17 protein-coding genes are annotated in these 13,407 nt (G+C 71.2%); 11 read left to right on the forward strand and 6 right to left on the reverse strand.

Features of this window, described 5'->3' with window-relative positions:
* Positions 1–442 (forward strand): transglutaminase-like cysteine peptidase (locus tag ACTJK8_RS28925; protein ID WP_440762961.1); only part of this gene is annotated, 442 nt, incomplete at its 5' end.
* 103 nt (positions 443–545) lie between these two features.
* On the forward strand, positions 546–872 hold the full coding sequence (locus ACTJK8_RS28930) for a hypothetical protein (RefSeq protein WP_266285454.1): 327 nt from the start codon (positions 546–548) through the stop codon (positions 870–872).
* Positions 873–967: 95 nt separating this feature from the next.
* Here the strand turns inward: ACTJK8_RS28930 and ACTJK8_RS28935 are convergent, their stop codons facing one another.
* From ACTJK8_RS28935 to ACTJK8_RS28950, 4 genes are read right to left on the reverse strand one after another with little or no spacing between them, the layout of a single operon-like run.
* A complete protein-coding gene (locus tag ACTJK8_RS28935) occupies positions 968–1,450 on the reverse strand; it encodes an arsenate-mycothiol transferase ArsC (RefSeq protein ID WP_024829273.1) in 483 nt (160 codons plus the stop codon).
* A 22-nt stretch (positions 1,451–1,472) separates the two neighbouring features.
* Entirely contained in the window at positions 1,473–1,955 is a 483-nt protein-coding gene (locus ACTJK8_RS28940; protein ID WP_012320451.1) for a UPF0262 family protein, read from the reverse strand.
* A gap of 10 nt (positions 1,956–1,965) precedes the next feature.
* Complete coding sequence (hisD, locus tag ACTJK8_RS28945; RefSeq protein ID WP_053622261.1) at positions 1,966–3,261, reverse strand: histidinol dehydrogenase; 1,296 nt, start codon at positions 3,259–3,261, stop codon at positions 1,966–1,968.
* Positions 3,262–3,282: 21 nt separating this feature from the next.
* On the reverse strand, positions 3,283–3,729 hold the full coding sequence (locus tag ACTJK8_RS28950) for a DUF2948 family protein (protein ID WP_024829275.1): 447 nt from the start codon (positions 3,727–3,729) through the stop codon (positions 3,283–3,285).
* A 188-nt stretch (positions 3,730–3,917) separates the two neighbouring features.
* Here ACTJK8_RS28950 and ACTJK8_RS28955 point away from each other — a divergent pair, with 188 nt between their 5' ends.
* Positions 3,918–4,316, forward strand: a complete 399-nt coding sequence (locus ACTJK8_RS28955) for a hypothetical protein (RefSeq protein WP_053622262.1) — start codon at positions 3,918–3,920, stop codon at positions 4,314–4,316.
* Positions 4,317–4,626: 310 nt separating this feature from the next.
* On the opposite strand, the gene murA is transcribed toward ACTJK8_RS28955, so the two are convergent.
* Together murA and ACTJK8_RS28965 are read right to left on the reverse strand one after the other, a co-directional pair.
* The gene (gene murA / locus ACTJK8_RS28960; RefSeq protein ID WP_012320447.1) at positions 4,627–5,916 is read right to left on the reverse strand and encodes a UDP-N-acetylglucosamine 1-carboxyvinyltransferase; all 1,290 of its coding nucleotides are present in this window, start codon (positions 5,914–5,916) and stop codon (positions 4,627–4,629) included.
* 86 nt (positions 5,917–6,002) lie between these two features.
* On the reverse strand, positions 6,003–6,182 hold the full coding sequence (locus tag ACTJK8_RS28965) for a hypothetical protein (protein WP_043074169.1): 180 nt from the start codon (positions 6,180–6,182) through the stop codon (positions 6,003–6,005).
* Positions 6,183–6,529: 347 nt separating this feature from the next.
* On the opposite strand from ACTJK8_RS28965, the gene hemA reads away from it, so the two are divergent.
* From hemA to ACTJK8_RS29005, 8 genes are all read left to right on the forward strand, one after another.
* Positions 6,530–7,798 carry a 5-aminolevulinate synthase gene (gene hemA / locus ACTJK8_RS28970; RefSeq protein WP_244633342.1) on the forward strand — a complete coding sequence of 423 codons (1,269 nt, stop codon included), beginning with the start codon at positions 6,530–6,532 and terminating at the stop codon, positions 7,796–7,798.
* A 279-nt stretch (positions 7,799–8,077) separates the two neighbouring features.
* Positions 8,078–8,875, forward strand: a complete 798-nt coding sequence (locus ACTJK8_RS28975; protein ID WP_024829277.1) for an inositol monophosphatase family protein — start codon at positions 8,078–8,080, stop codon at positions 8,873–8,875.
* Positions 8,876–8,945: 70 nt separating this feature from the next.
* Entirely contained in the window at positions 8,946–9,491 is a 546-nt protein-coding gene (locus ACTJK8_RS28980) for an adenine phosphoribosyltransferase (RefSeq protein WP_012320444.1), read from the forward strand.
* A gap of 168 nt (positions 9,492–9,659) precedes the next feature.
* A complete protein-coding gene (gene rpmH, locus ACTJK8_RS28985) occupies positions 9,660–9,794 on the forward strand; it encodes a 50S ribosomal protein L34 (RefSeq protein ID WP_007558110.1) in 135 nt (44 codons plus the stop codon).
* 78 nt (positions 9,795–9,872) lie between these two features.
* Positions 9,873–10,493 carry a ribonuclease P protein component gene (gene rnpA / locus ACTJK8_RS28990; RefSeq protein WP_012320443.1) on the forward strand — a complete coding sequence of 207 codons (621 nt, stop codon included), beginning with the start codon at positions 9,873–9,875 and terminating at the stop codon, positions 10,491–10,493.
* Positions 10,483–12,336 carry a membrane protein insertase YidC gene (gene yidC / locus ACTJK8_RS28995; RefSeq protein WP_266285035.1) on the forward strand — a complete coding sequence of 618 codons (1,854 nt, stop codon included), beginning with the start codon at positions 10,483–10,485 and terminating at the stop codon, positions 12,334–12,336. Before rnpA ends, yidC begins: the two co-directional genes overlap by 11 nt.
* Positions 12,337–12,349: 13 nt before the next feature.
* Positions 12,350–13,003: a ribosome biogenesis GTP-binding protein YihA/YsxC gene (gene yihA, locus ACTJK8_RS29000; protein WP_012320441.1), complete on the forward strand. Its 654-nt coding sequence runs from the start codon at positions 12,350–12,352 to the stop codon at positions 13,001–13,003.
* Entirely contained in the window at positions 13,000–13,383 is a 384-nt protein-coding gene (locus tag ACTJK8_RS29005) for a DUF423 domain-containing protein (RefSeq protein WP_012320440.1), read from the forward strand. The genes yihA and ACTJK8_RS29005 overlap by 4 nt, the downstream gene beginning before the upstream one ends.
* Positions 13,384–13,407: the final 24 nt, after the last annotated feature.

Below are 13,407 nucleotides of genomic sequence, written 5' to 3' on the forward strand. Positions count from 1 at the left end.
GCTGGACCGGGGCGAGCCGGCCCGGATCAGCCTGACGCCCGCCACCTGGGCGACGATCGTGTCGGTGAACCGGCGGGTCAACAAGGCGGTCGAGCCGATGACCGACCAGGACCACCTGCACGTGGCCGACCGCTGGGACCTGGCCGAGGACGGCATCGGCGACTGCGAGGACTTCCAGCTGCTCAAGCGCCACATGCTGGCCGAGGCCGGGCTGCCGCGCCGCGCGATGCGCATGACCGTGGTGATCGACGAGAAGGGCGAGGGCCACGCCGTGCTGACGCTCATCACCGACCGGGGCGACCTCGTCCTCGACAACAAGACCAACGCCATCCTGCCCTGGCACAAGACCGGCTACGTCTTCATCAAGCGCGAGAGCCAGGACGCCGTCGCCTGGGTCTCCCTCGGCGGCGTCACCTCTCCGGTCACCACCGCCAACCGGTGAGCAAGGCACGCGGCCGGCGGTGGAACCCAGGCCGCCGGCGCCGCGCCTTAACGGATTGCTAACCGTGCGGCGCCACTCTGTCGGGGGACGGAGTGCCTGAACGATGCCGCGAGCCCGCAACGTGACGCCGGTCCCGCTTCTCGCGGCCGTCCTCGTCGCCGCCGCCTGCGGCACCGCGCGGGCCGCGAGCGAGACCGAACTCCGCCACGCCGCGTGGCGCGACTGCGTCAGCCGCAACTTTGACATCCAGGCCGCGCTGACCGACCGGGATCTCGCCGCCGACGCCGCCTTCCGGGCCTGCCGGACCGCCGAGGACGCCTATCTCGCGACCCTCGCAGCCTCGCCGCTCCTCGACGGCGACGACGTCGTCCGCGCCCGGCCGCTCCTCGCCGGCCGGATCCGGGCTTGGCTGGTGGGCGATCGCGGCTGACCCAGCGGCCCCCCGGGCCGCGCGACGTTCCGGGTCGCGGCAGCAACGATCCGCCGCACGGCACTGGCAGGGTGCCAGGGCGAGAGGCCGCCCGCCTAGGCTTTGAGCCGGGCCTTGATCCGCCGGGTCAGGCCGTCGCGGACGTCGCGGTAGGCGTCGAGGCGCTGCTCGCGGGAGGCGTCCTGAACCAGGGTCGGGTCGGGGGTCGGCCAGTACTCGACATCGGCCGCGAGCGTGTGGGTCAGGTCCAGGGCCCGGTGATGCGCCTCCGGCGCGAGGGTGATGATCAGGTCGAAGTTCAGACCCTCCCAGTCCTCGAGTTCCTCCACGGTGCGCGGCCGGTGCCGGCTCGCGTCGATCCCGACCTCGTCGAGCGCCGCGATCATGAACGGGTCGGTGGGCTCGCCGGATCGTACCCCGGCCGACTGCACGTAGGTGGACTTGCCGAAATAAGCGCGCGCGATCGCCTCCGCCGCCACGGAGCGCACGGCGTTGTAGTTGCACATGAACAGGACGGACTGCACCCGCCGCTTCTTCGGGGAAGCGTCGGGAGGAGGCTCGGGAGCGGGCTCAGCCATCGCCGGTCGGCGCGGAGGGCGCCTAGCCCTTCCAGTGCAGCGCGAAGATCAGGGTGAACAGGCGGCGCGCCGTGTCGTGGTCGAGGTCCACCTTCCCCTCGAGCCGCTGCTTGAGCGTCTCGGACGCCTCGTTGTGCAGTCCGCGCCGACCCATGTCGATCGCCTCGATCTGCGACGGCGAGGCGGTGCGGATCGCGTTGTAGTAGCTCTCGCAGATCATCTCGTAGTCGCGGATCACCCGCCGGAACGGCGTCAGCGACAGGAGGTGCGTCATCACCGGCTCACCGTCCACCGTGGCGATGGCGAAGGACAGCTTGTTCTCGACGAGGCCGAGCGTCAGCGCGTAGGGCCCCTCCCGACCGGGAATCGTGAAGGAATTGTCCTCCAGGATGTCGAACAGCGCGATCGCCCGCTCGTGCTCCTGATCCGGATTGCCGCGGGCGATGGACGCCTCGTCCAGGCTCACCTTCGCGAGGCGGTTCGGCCCGCGCTGCTTCTCCGCCATCCCCAAAACCTCACAGGTTCAACCGGATCGCGACGGAGCGGGCATGCCCCTCCAGGCCCTCGGACCGGCCGAGGTTTATCGCCGCCGGGCCGAGCGCCCGCAAGCTCTCCGGCGTGCAGGCGAGGATCGTCGTCCGCTTCATGAAGTCGAGCACGCCCAGCCCGGACGAGAACCGGGCCGAGCGGGCCGTCGGCAGGACGTGGTTGGGGCCGCCGACATAGTCGCCGATCGCCTCCGGCGTGTGCGAGCCGAGGAAGATCGCGCCGGCATTGCGGACCTTGGCGGCGAGCGCCTCCGCGTCCTGCGTCTCGATCTCCAGGTGCTCGGGTGCGAGGCGGTCCACCAGCGGCACGGCCTCGTCGAAGGTGCGGACCCGGATGATCGCGCCGTAATCGCGCCAGCTCGCCCGGGCGATCTCCTGGCGGGGCAGGGTGGTCAGCGCGCGCTCGACCGCCTCCTCGACGGCCCCGGCGAGTTCGGCGCTGTCGGTGATCAGGATCGCCTGGGCGGCCACGTCGTGCTCGGCCTGGGCCAGCAGGTCGGCGGCGATCCAGTCGGGGTTGGCGTGGCCGTCCGCCAGGATCAGCACCTCGGAGGGGCCGGCGATCATGTCGATCCCGACCTGGCCGAAGACCCGGCGCTTGGCCGCCGCCACCCAGGCATTGCCCGGTCCGACGACCTTGGCCACGGGGGCGATGGTGGCGGTCCCGTAGGCGAGGGCCGCGACCGCCTGGGCACCGCCCACCCGGTAGACCTCGTGGACGCCGGCGAGCTGCGCGGCGGCCAGGACCAGCGGGTTCATCTGGCCGTCCGGTGTGGGCACCACCATGACGAGCCGCGGCACGCCCGCGACGCGCGCCGGCAGCGCGTTCATCAGCACCGAGGAGGGATAGCTCGCGGTGCCGCCCGGTACGTAGAGGCCGACCGATTCCAGCGCGGTCCAGCGCCATCCGGCCGTGACGCCGAGGGCGTCCGTGGCCCGGTGATCTTCGGGCCGCTGGGCCCGGTGGAAGCTCTCGATCCGCTCGGCGGCGAGGCGCAGCGCCTCCAGGGAATCCGGCGGGCAGGCCGCGACCGCCGCGGCCATCTCCGCGTCCGTGACCCGCAGCTGCGCCGCCGAGAAATCGGCGCCGAGCCGGTCGAAGCGCCGGGTGAAATCGACCAGCGCGTCGTCGCCCCGGGTGACGACGTCGGCGATGATGCCGCGCACGGCCTCGTCCACGTCCTCGGCGATCTCGCGCTTCACCGTCAGGAGGTGCGCGAAGGCGGCGGCAAAATTCGGATCGCTGCTGTCGAGCCGGACCATCGGGAAGCCTTCTGTCTCGCGTCAGGCCGCCGGGCCGGCGGCCGTATCGGTGTCGATGTCGTGTCCGGGACGGGTGGCCGATTCCCAGACCGGGCCGAGATCCTTCATCCGGACCTCGATGCACTCGACCTCCAGCCGCAGGGCCGCGCCGCCGGAGAAGACGAGGTCGATATGCCCGGAAGGCGCGTCCGTCGGCTCGAAGGTGAGGGCGAGCAGGCTCATGGGCGTGGCGTCGTCCGGCTTCAGGCCGCGACTCTTCACGCCCAGCACGCGCTCGACATGCAGGCCGGCGAGGCGGCGGCGCGGCGGGACGTTCGGCGTCCAGTCGAAGCGGCGCACGGCCATGAGGAAGCGCTGCTCGCCCGCGAGGTAGGTCAGGTCCTGCGGCCGCAGGATCGCGTCCTGCAGATGGGCCGAGATCACGGTCAGGTCCTCGGTGTCGAGGGCGGCGAGCCTGAGCAGCTCCATGCAGATGGTCCTCGGGGGATACGGGGCGCGGATCGGGCGGCGCGGGCCGGTCCGCGGCACGGCGTAGGTAGCGGCGCGGCCCCGATCGGGCAACGGCTGGTCTGGGGATCGCGATCCCGGTCGAGCACAGGCTCGGCCCAGCGTCGCCGTTTAGACGCGCTGGCGGACGAGCCGAGGCAGGGTCTCATATGGCCGCACTCACCGAGCGCGCGGTTCTGGCGGTGCTGACCATCGGGCTGCAGGCGGTCGGATCCGCCTCCGCGCAGGTCGGCCCGGACGCGCGGCCCTACATCTACGGCCGCCCGGCGCCGGATCGGGATGTCTACGCACCGCCACCGCCCGGCGGGCGCCCGCCGCCTCCGCCGGCGGATGACGGGTATGGCTGGCGTCCACCCCCGCCGCCGCCACTCGACGATGCGTATGACAGGCGCGGCCCGCGCTGGCGCGGCGATTTCGGGCGCCGGTGGGACGACAGCGTCTGCGTGACGGCCCGCGGCACCTGCACGGTGCGCCCGGCCCCTCCCGATGCGCCCTGCGGCTGCGATATTCCCGGCTTCGGCTACAAGCGCGGGCAGATCGAGGATTGAGCCCGACGGCCGTCGGGCGCGATCGACGGCGATGGGCGGCCACGGCCGCGTTCGGACGCCGCGCGCGGCGGGACCGCGGCAGCCCCGCGCCGCATTGCCGGGGCGGGTAGGAGCGGCGGTACACCCTTCGCGGCGCGGGCGACCGCGCCGAGCAGGTCGTGGTCCATGCCCGGGCTTCGTGGGCGGTCGCCGGCGCTCACGAAGGCCGCGCAGCCCCGGTCGGTGCGCCGCCGGGGCTCCGTGCTGAGCCGGACTTGCGGCCGCCGCAGGCGCCGCGCAGCCCCGGCCGGTGCGGACCGAGCGCTGCCGTTCAGGCCCGGACGCGCTCGATCTGCGCGCCGCAGCGGCCGAGTTTGGCCTCCAGCGCCTCGAAGCCGCGGTCGAGATGGTAGACCCGGTTGATCTGGGTCTCGCCCTCGGCGGCGAGGCCCGCGATGACCAGGGAGACCGAGGCGCGCAGATCGGTCGCCATCACGGGGGCGCCCTTCAGCCGGTCCACGCCCTCGACGATGGCGAGATCGCCCTCGAGGCGGATCTTCGCGCCGAGGCGGGCCAGCTCCTGCACGTGCATGAACCGGTTCTCGAAGATGGTCTCGCGGATGTGCGACTGGCCCTTGGCCAGCGTCATCAGCGCCATGAACTGCGCCTGGAGATCCGTGGGGAAGCCCGGGAACGGGTCGGTGGTGATGTCCACCGCCGCGATGCCGCCGCCGTTGCGGCGCACGCGGATCCCGCCCTCGACCTGGGTGATCTCCGCGCCCGTGGTCGACAGGACGTCGAGGGCCGAGTGCAGCAGGTCGGCCCGCGTATCCTTGAGCACGACGTCGCCGCCGGCCATCGCCACCGCCATCGCGTAGGTGCCGGTCTCGATCCGGTCGGGCAGGACCTCGTGGCGGGCGCCGTTCAGGCGGGCCACGCCCTCGATCTCGATGCGCGGCGTGCCGGCGCCGCGGATCTTGGCGCCCATCTTGTTCAGACACTCCGCGAGGTCGACCACCTCCGGCTCGCGGGCGGCGTTCTCGAGCACCGTGGTCCCGTAGGCGAGGGCGGCGGCCATCAGCGCCACGTGGGTGCCGCCCACCGTCACCTTCGGGAAGGCGATCTCGGCGCCGCGCAGCCCGTTCTTGGTCCTGGCGACGACGTAGCCGGCGTCGATCTCGATCTCGGCCCCGAGCCGCTCCAGCGCCATGATCAGCAGGTCCACCGGGCGGGTGCCGATGGCGCAGCCGCCCGGCAGCGACACCTTGGCCTCGCCGAACCGGGCGAGCAGCGGCGCGACCACCCAGAAGCTCGCCCGCATGGTCGAGACCAGCTCGTAGGGTGCCGTGGTGTCGATGACGTTCGAGGCGGTGAGCCGGATCGTCTGGCCCGTCTCGGTGGTCTGACCGGGGCGCTTGCCCACGACCATGTGGTCCACGCCGTGATTGCCGAGGATCCGCGTCAGCGCGGCGATGTCGGCGAGCCGCGGCACGTTGATCAGCTCCAGCGTCTCGCCGGTCAGCAGGCTCGCGATCATCAGCGGCAGCGCCGCGTTCTTGGCCCCCGAGATCGGGATCACGCCGTTGAGCGGCGCGCCGCCGGTGATGTGGATGCGGTCCATCGTGTGTCCTCGGGCGGCGCATCCGCGAGGACGCGCGGCCGACCGTGCTGATCGCGGGCGCGGCAGCGCCCAGGCTTGGCCGTGCCCTATAGACCGGATTTGTCGGAATCAGGACCGCTTCCGTCGGATTCGCGCGTGCAGGACTGGTCCGCGCCCGGTGACGGTCTCGCCTCGGCCCGTCCGCGGTCCTGCGCCTTGCGGCGGCGCAGGTTCTGGCGCAGCGCGGCCTTGAGGCGCTCCGCGCGCTCGTCCTTGGAGCCCGTCATGGCGCGACCCTTGGTCGCCGCAAGGTCGGGGCGGAGCGACCCCCGCCGGATGAGCCATCTGCGGATGGTGACATGAGCTGTTGCAGGGGGCAGGAGCCAAATTCGGATCGGAAGATCCTGCCGGACGCTAGCGGGTTCACGCGGGCCTCTCAACGGATGCAACGCTGCGATGTCGGAACCTTACCTTGAACCAGTTCCAGATCCGCGCGTATCTTGCGGCCCTCACGCGAAGGACTGGACCGAGGCCGGACCTCGATCGCGGGCCTGAGATGCCGCCTCGGCGGTGTCGCCCGCGCGGCCGAATACGCGAAGGACGCTCGATGACCGTCACCCGGATGCCCAGCACGATGCTCGCCCAAGCGGGATCGACGCGCGCCGGATCCGGCTACGAGCGCTACTTCCGCGGGGCCCTGGATCAGCTGCACGGCGAGCGGCGCTACCGGGTCTTCGCCGACATCGAGCGGATTTCGGGCCGTTTCCCGACGGCCAAGTGGCGCCAGCCCGAGGGCAAGACCACCGAGATCACGGTGTGGTGCTCCAACGACTACCTCGGCATGGGCCAGCACAAGGAGGTCGTGGCGGCCATGACCGAGACCGCCGCCCGCTGCGGCGTCGGCGCCGGCGGCACCCGCAACATCGCCGGCAACACCTCGCCGCTGGTCGATCTGGAGCGCGAGCTCGCCGACCTGCACGGCAAGGAGGCCGGCCTCGTCTTCACCTCCGGCTACGTCTCGAACCAGGCCGGCATCTCGACCATCGCCAAGCTGATCCCCGACTGCCTGATCCTGTCGGACGCCTTCAACCACAACTCGATGATCGAGGGCGTGCGCCATTCCGGCTGCGCGAAGAGGATCTTCCGCCACAACGATCTCCAGCACCTGGAGGAGCTGCTCCGGGAGGCCGGCGACCGGCCCAAGCTGATCGTGTTCGAGTCGGTCTACTCGATGGACGGCGACGTGGCGCCGATCGGCGAGATCTGCGACCTCGCCGACCGCTACGGGGCGATGACCTACCTCGACGAGGTCCACGCCGTCGGCCTCTACGGCCCGCGCGGCGGCGGCATCGCCGAGCGCGACGGCGTCATGCACCGGGTCGACGTGATCGAGGGGACGCTGGCCAAGGGCTTCGGCTGCGTGGGCGGCTACATCACGGCTTCGGCGGCGATCTGCGACGCGGTGCGCAGCTTCGCGCCGGGCTTCATCTTCACGACGGCGCTGCCGCCTGCCGTGGCGGCGGCGGCGCGGGCGTCGGTGCGGTATCTCAAGCGCTCGGGCGCGGAGCGGGAGGCGCACCAGCGCCAGGCGGCGGCCACCAAGGCGGCGCTGCGCGCGGCGGGCCTGCCGGTCCTGGAGACGGAGACGCACATCGTGCCGGTGATGGTGGGCGATGCCGAGCTGTGCAAGGCGGCGGCCGACCATCTTCTGGAGCACCACGCGATCTACATCCAGCCGATCAACTACCCGACGGTGCCGCGCGGGACCGAGCGCCTGCGGATCACGCCGTCGCCCTTCCACGACGCGGCGCATATCGAGCGCCTGGCTGCGGCGCTGACGGAGACCTGGGAGGCGCTGGACCTGCCCCGCGCCGGCACGGTGTTCGTCGAGGCGGCGGAGTAGGATCCGCGCCGCCTCTCCCCGAGAGGCGGTGCTGCGGGCGCCCGCTTCCGCGAAGGGGGCGAAGCAACCCGGGGGGCCCGTTCACCGACGGCCTGCTGCCCTGGATTGCGTCGCTCCGCCCGCGGAGACGGGCGCGACGGCGTTCTGACACCGGCCTCGACCCCGCGGCTCGGCGCTGAGGCGGCCGCCCGCACCGCTCCCATGTCCCGACCCCATCTCGTCTTTTCCGGCGCCGACCTGTAACGACGGCCTCGATCCTCACCCGCGAAAAGTCCGCCCATGATCTCCTCCCCGCTCATGACCGTGATGGTCGATGCCGTGCGCAAGGCCGCGCGCGGCCTGCGCCGCGACTTCGGCGAGGTCGAGAACCTGCAGGTCTCGCGCAAAGGTCCGGGCGACTTCGTCTCCGCGGCCGACCGCAAGGCCGAGGAGGTGCTGCGCGACGCCCTCATGAAGGCGCGTCCGGGCTACGGCCTCGTGCTGGAGGAGAACGGGATCATCGAGGGGACCGACAAGAGCCACACGTGGCACATCGACCCTCTCGACGGCACGTCGAACTTCCTGCACGGCGTGCCGCATTTCGCGGTCTCGGTCGGTCTCGAGCGCGAGGGCCAGATCGTGGCCGGCGCGATCTTCGACCCGATCAAGGACGAGCTGTTCGTCGCCGAGCGCGGCAAGGGCGCCTATCTCAACAACCGGCGCCTGCGCGTCTCCGGCCGCCAGGACATGGCGGACGCGCTGGTGGGCTACGGCACGCCCTATCTCGGTCGCGGCAGCCATCCGCGCCTCCTGCGCGAACTCGGCGCCGTGATGGCGGTGGCCGGCGGCACCCGCCGGATGGGCTCGGCGGCCCTCGACATGGCCTACGTCGCCTGCGGCCGCCTCGACGCCTACTGGGAGCGCGATCTCCAGACCTACGACTTCGCCGCCGGCGTGATCCTGGTGCGCGAGGCGGGCGGCTTCGTGACCTCGGCGGACGGCGCGGCCGAACCCCTGGCCCCGCGCTCGGTGGCCTGCGGCAACGAGGGGCTGCACCGGGACCTCGTCGCCATCCTCAAGAAGGTCCAGGCGGCCTGAGCCGCCGCGAACTGGTCAGGGCGCCGAGCTTCTGCTTTAAGCCCGCGGTTCTCCACGGAAGGCCGAACGCATGGAAGCCCGCCGCCACGTCGCGCTGAAGGAATCGGTCCGCTCGATTCCCGATTACCCGAAGCCGGGGATCATCTTCCGCGACATCACCACGCTGCTGAGCGACCCGCGCGCCTTCCGGCGGGCGGTCGACGCCCTGGTGCACCCCTACGCCGGCGGACAGATCCACCAAGTGGCCGGCATCGAGGCGCGGGGCTTCATCCTGGGCGGGGCCATCGCCCACCAGCTCTCCTGCGGCTTCGTGCCGATCCGCAAGAAGGGCAAGCTGCCCCACAAGACCGTGTCGATGGCCTACGCCCTCGAGTACGGGACCGACGAGATCGAGATCCACGTCGACGCCGTCCGGCCGGGCGACAAGGTGCTGCTGGTCGACGACCTGATCGCCACCGGCGGCACGGCGATCGCGGCCGTGAACCTGCTCCAGAAGATCGGCGCCGAGATCGTGGCCGCCTGCTTCGTCATCGACCTGCCCGAGATCGGCGGCGCGCAGCGCCTGCGCGACCTGGGCGTCGAGGTGCGCACCCTCATGCAGTTCGAGGGTCATTAGGGCCCGCGAAACGTTGACTTCGCGGGGCCCATCCGCCATAAGCCCGCCACTCGCGACGTGGCGCCCCGCATGGGCGCCCTTCGTGTTTGCAGACAACCAGGACGCGTGGAGGTCGGGTGCAGCATCAGCTGCCCGCGAGCGCGCCTCGACCTTTGAAGGCTCTGAGCCATGAAGAGAACCTACCAGCCGAGCAAGCTCGTCCGTAAGCGCCGTCACGGGTTCCGTGCGCGCATGGCCACCGCCGGCGGCCGCAAGGTCATCGCGCGCCGTCGCGCCCATGGCCGCAAGCGCCTGTCGGCCTGAGGCCTGATCCTCGCCGGCGCGGACGCCCCGGGCATCCGCGCCACGAGGCAAGTGGTATCGGCCGGGATCGAACCATCGATGGCGACGATCGAGCGGCTCAAGAAACGACCCGACTTCCTGGCGGCGGCCGAGGGACGTCGCTTCCACACCGAGCGGATGACCGCGCAGGGGCGTCTTCGGAACCCGGACGCTTGTCCCGGCCTCCGTCTCGGGTTCACCATCACCAAGCGTGTCGGTCACGCGACGGAGCGCAACCGCATCCGGCGCCGCCTCCGCGCGGCCCTGAGCGTGGTCGCGTCCGACCTGCCGGGCGAGCTCGCGGGCCTTCCGGCCGACATCGTGCTGATCGCCCGCCGTCCCGCCCTGGAAGCCGCCTTCGAGACCCTCACCGAGGATCTGCGTCGCGCGATTCCCGCGGTGACCCGCCCGGCGGCGGCCCGCGGGGACAGGCCCTCCGGCCGGTCCGGTGGCCGGCGCTCCGGGCCGACCCCCGACAAGACCCTATCTCAGACGTCCTCTCTCCCGCACGAAGCCGGCCGCGCCTCCGCGCAGGCGGCCCCGACCGGCGGAGCCGACATCGGCCCGTCGCAGGGGTGCGACAGAGATCCCCGAATCACAGGCGCGCGCAGGTCCTCCGGGGCCGGCGACGCTCCTGTTGCCACTCCGAACGCGTGCGGCGGTGTCCCTGATGGGCAATGACAAGACGAACATGTTCGTGGCCATCGGCCTGTCGCTGCTGGTGCTGCTCGGGTGGCAGTACTTCGTGGCCGGCCCGCGCATGGAGCAGCAGCGCCAGATCGAGGCGCAGAACAAGGCCGCGCAGCAGCAGCCCCCGGGCGTGACCCCGGACGGCGTGCCCTCGCCGTCCCCGAAGGAGGGCGGCCCGGCCGCGCCCGCGCCCGGCACGCTGCCGACCGCCCAGGGCGGCCCGGTCTCCCGCGAGGCGGCGCTGGCCCGCTCGCCGCGCGTGCGGATCGAGACCCCGGCGCTCTCGGGCTCGATCGCCCTGAAGGGCGGCCGCGTCGACGACGTCTCGCTCAAGAACTACCACGAGACCATCGACCCCAAGAGCCCCGAGATCGTGCTGTTCTCGCCGGCCGGGACCGAGACGCCCTACTACGCCGAGTTCGGCTGGGTCGGCGCCAATGCCGGTCCGCTGCCGACCAACGACACCCTGTGGACCAGCGACGGCAAGACGCTCTCGCCCGGCATGCCCGTGACCCTGACCTGGGACAACGGCGCCGGCCTCGTCTTCAAGCGGATCATCGCGGTCGACGACAAGTACATGTTCACGATCCGCGACGAGGTCGAGAACAAGGGCTCGGGCGCGATCACGCTGTACCCGTACAGCCTCGTCTCCCGCTGGGGTAAGCCGCACACCCAGGGCTACTACGTCCTGCACGAGGGCATGATCGGCTATCTGGGCAACGACGGCCTGCAGGAATTCACCTACGACAAGCTCGCCAAGGAGGGCGCCTACGGCGGTGCCAACACCAAGGGCAAGGCCTGGAGCGGCGTGACCGGCGGCTTCGTCGGCATCACCGACAAGTACTGGGCGGCGGCCGCGATCCCCGATCAGGACACGCCCTACACCGGCGCCTTCACCGACCGGACCGACGGTGCCACCAACGTCTACCAGGCGAGCGTGCGCGGCGACGCCGTGAACCTCGCGGCGGGTGCCTCGGCCACCGCGACGCAGCGGCTGTTCGCGGGCGCCAAGGAAGTCAACGTCATCAACAACTACGAGAAGGACCTCGGCATCAAGCACTTCGATCTGATGATCGACTGGGGCTGGTTCTTCTTCATCACCAAGCCGATGTTCCGGGCGCTGGACTTCTTCTACCACCTGTTCGGCAACTTCGGCGTCTCGATCCTGGTGGTGACCTTCTGCCTGAAGCTGCTGTTCCTGCCGATCGCGAACCGGTCCTACGTCTCCATGGCCAAGATGAAGGCCGTGCAGCCGGAGATGGCCGCCATCCGCGAGCGGTACAAGGACGACCGCATGAAGCAGCAGCAGGCCACGATGGAGCTGTACAAGAAGGAGAAGATCAACCCGGTCGCCGGCTGCTGGCCGGTGCTGATCCAGATCCCGGTCTTCTTCGCGCTCTACAAGGTCCTGTTCATCACCATCGAGATGCGCCACGCGCCGTTCTTCGGCTGGATCCGCGACCTCGCGGCGCCGGATCCGACGAGCATCGTGAACCTGTTCGGCCTGCTGCCGTTCCCGGCGCCCGATTTCGTGCACCTGGGCGTCTGGCCGATCATCATGGGCATCACGATGTTCGTGCAGATGAAGATGAATCCCGCGCCGCCGGACCCGGTCCAGGCGCAGATCTTCACCTTCATGCCGATCGTGTTCACCTTCATGCTAGGCTCGTTCCCCGCTGGCCTCGTGATCTACTGGGCCTGGAACAACACCCTGTCGGTGATCCAGCAGTACGTCATCATGCGCCGCAACGGCGTGAAGGTGGAGTTGTGGGACAACCTGCGATCGACGTTCCGCCGCGGCAACGGCACCAAGGCGGCCGCCACCAAGAGCTGACAGGCGACACGCCGTGACCGACACCAACGACGACGCGGCCGACCTCGCCGAGGCCGGCCGCCTTCTCTTCGCCGGCGCCGCCGACTTCTACGCGGCCGCCCAGACCCTCGACCGTCTGCCCCCGATGGAGGGCGTCGAGATCGCCTTCGCGGGCCGCTCGAACGTCGGCAAGTCGAGCCTGATCAACGCGCTGACCGGGCGGAACACCCTGGCGCGGACCTCGCACACGCCGGGGCGGACGCAGCAGCTCAACTTCTTCCGGATCGGCGAGCGCCTGTCGCTGGTCGACATGCCCGGCTACGGCTACGCCGCCGTCGAGAAGGCCAAGGTCGAGGCGTGGACCCGTCTGATCCATTCCTACCTCAAGGGCCGCACCAACCTGGCCCGGGTCTTCATGCTCATCGACGCCCGGCACGGCTTCAAGTCGATCGACACCGACGTGCTCGACGGCCTCGACAAGGCCGCGGTGAGCTACCAGGTCGTTCTGACCAAGGGCGATTCCCTCAAGAAGGGCGAGGTCGCCAGCCGCATCGCCGGGATCGAGGCGGGTCTCGCCAAGCGTCCGGCCGCCTACCCGCAGGTGATCCTCACCTCGAGCCGGGACGATTCCGGCGTGCCGGATCTGCGCGCGGCCATCGCCAAGCTCCTGGTGGAGCGCGGCGCGTGAGACTCGCGGGGATCGACCGCGCGCTCGCGGCGCTCGCCGGCCTCGCCGGGCTGCTCGGCGTCGCGCTGAGCGCCGCCGCGGCGCACATCCCCGGGGCGGATTCGCTGAAGACGGCGGCGCAGTTCCTGCTGTTCCACGCCCCCGCGATCCTGGCGCTGGTCGGCTTCGGGGCCTCGGGCCTCGCCCGGGCCGGTCTCGCGCGCGTCGCGGCCGGACTCCTGGTCGCCGGCCTGATCCTGTTCTGCGGCGACCTCTCGGTGCGCGCTTGGCTCCAGCACGCGCTCTTCCCGATGGCTGCGCCGACGGGCGGCTTCGCCCTGATGGCCGGGTGGCTCGTGGGGATCCTCTGCGCACTGGTGCCTGCGCGACGCGCGGCCTGAGATCAGTCCCGGGCCTCGACGAAG

Origin of the sequence: Methylobacterium sp. 22177, from assembly GCF_052045615.1 — a bacterium.
Classification (GTDB): Bacteria; Pseudomonadota; Alphaproteobacteria; order Rhizobiales; family Beijerinckiaceae; genus Methylobacterium; species Methylobacterium radiotolerans.

What these genes read in the sequence shown, in the direction of transcription:
- ACTJK8_RS28930 (WP_266285454.1), top strand. Translation starts at nt 546, where the DNA reads ATGCCGCGAGCCCGCAACGTGACGCCGGTCCCGCTTCTCGCGGCCGTC.
- hemA (WP_244633342.1), top strand. Translation starts at nt 6,530, where the DNA reads ATGCTCGCCCAAGCGGGATCGACGCGCGCCGGATCCGGCTACGAGCGC.
- rpmH (WP_007558110.1), top strand. Translation starts at nt 9,660, where the DNA reads ATGAAGAGAACCTACCAGCCGAGCAAGCTCGTCCGTAAGCGCCGTCAC.
- ACTJK8_RS28965 (WP_043074169.1), bottom strand. Translation starts at nt 6,182, where the DNA reads ATGACGGGCTCCAAGGACGAGCGCGCGGAGCGCCTCAAGGCCGCGCTG.
- ACTJK8_RS28980 (WP_012320444.1), top strand. Translation starts at nt 8,946, where the DNA reads ATGGAAGCCCGCCGCCACGTCGCGCTGAAGGAATCGGTCCGCTCGATT.
- yidC (WP_266285035.1), top strand. Translation starts at nt 10,483, where the DNA reads ATGGGCAATGACAAGACGAACATGTTCGTGGCCATCGGCCTGTCGCTG.
- hisD (WP_053622261.1), bottom strand. Translation starts at nt 3,261, where the DNA reads ATGGTCCGGCTCGACAGCAGCGATCCGAATTTTGCCGCCGCCTTCGCG.
- rnpA (WP_012320443.1), top strand. Translation starts at nt 9,873, where the DNA reads ATGGCGACGATCGAGCGGCTCAAGAAACGACCCGACTTCCTGGCGGCG.
- ACTJK8_RS28955 (WP_053622262.1), top strand. Translation starts at nt 3,918, where the DNA reads ATGGCCGCACTCACCGAGCGCGCGGTTCTGGCGGTGCTGACCATCGGG.
- ACTJK8_RS28950 (WP_024829275.1), bottom strand. Translation starts at nt 3,729, where the DNA reads ATGGAGCTGCTCAGGCTCGCCGCCCTCGACACCGAGGACCTGACCGTG.
- ACTJK8_RS28935 (WP_024829273.1), bottom strand. Translation starts at nt 1,450, where the DNA reads ATGGCTGAGCCCGCTCCCGAGCCTCCTCCCGACGCTTCCCCGAAGAAG.
- murA (WP_012320447.1), bottom strand. Translation starts at nt 5,916, where the DNA reads ATGGACCGCATCCACATCACCGGCGGCGCGCCGCTCAACGGCGTGATC.
- ACTJK8_RS28940 (WP_012320451.1), bottom strand. Translation starts at nt 1,955, where the DNA reads ATGGCGGAGAAGCAGCGCGGGCCGAACCGCCTCGCGAAGGTGAGCCTG.
- ACTJK8_RS28975 (WP_024829277.1), top strand. Translation starts at nt 8,078, where the DNA reads ATGATCTCCTCCCCGCTCATGACCGTGATGGTCGATGCCGTGCGCAAG.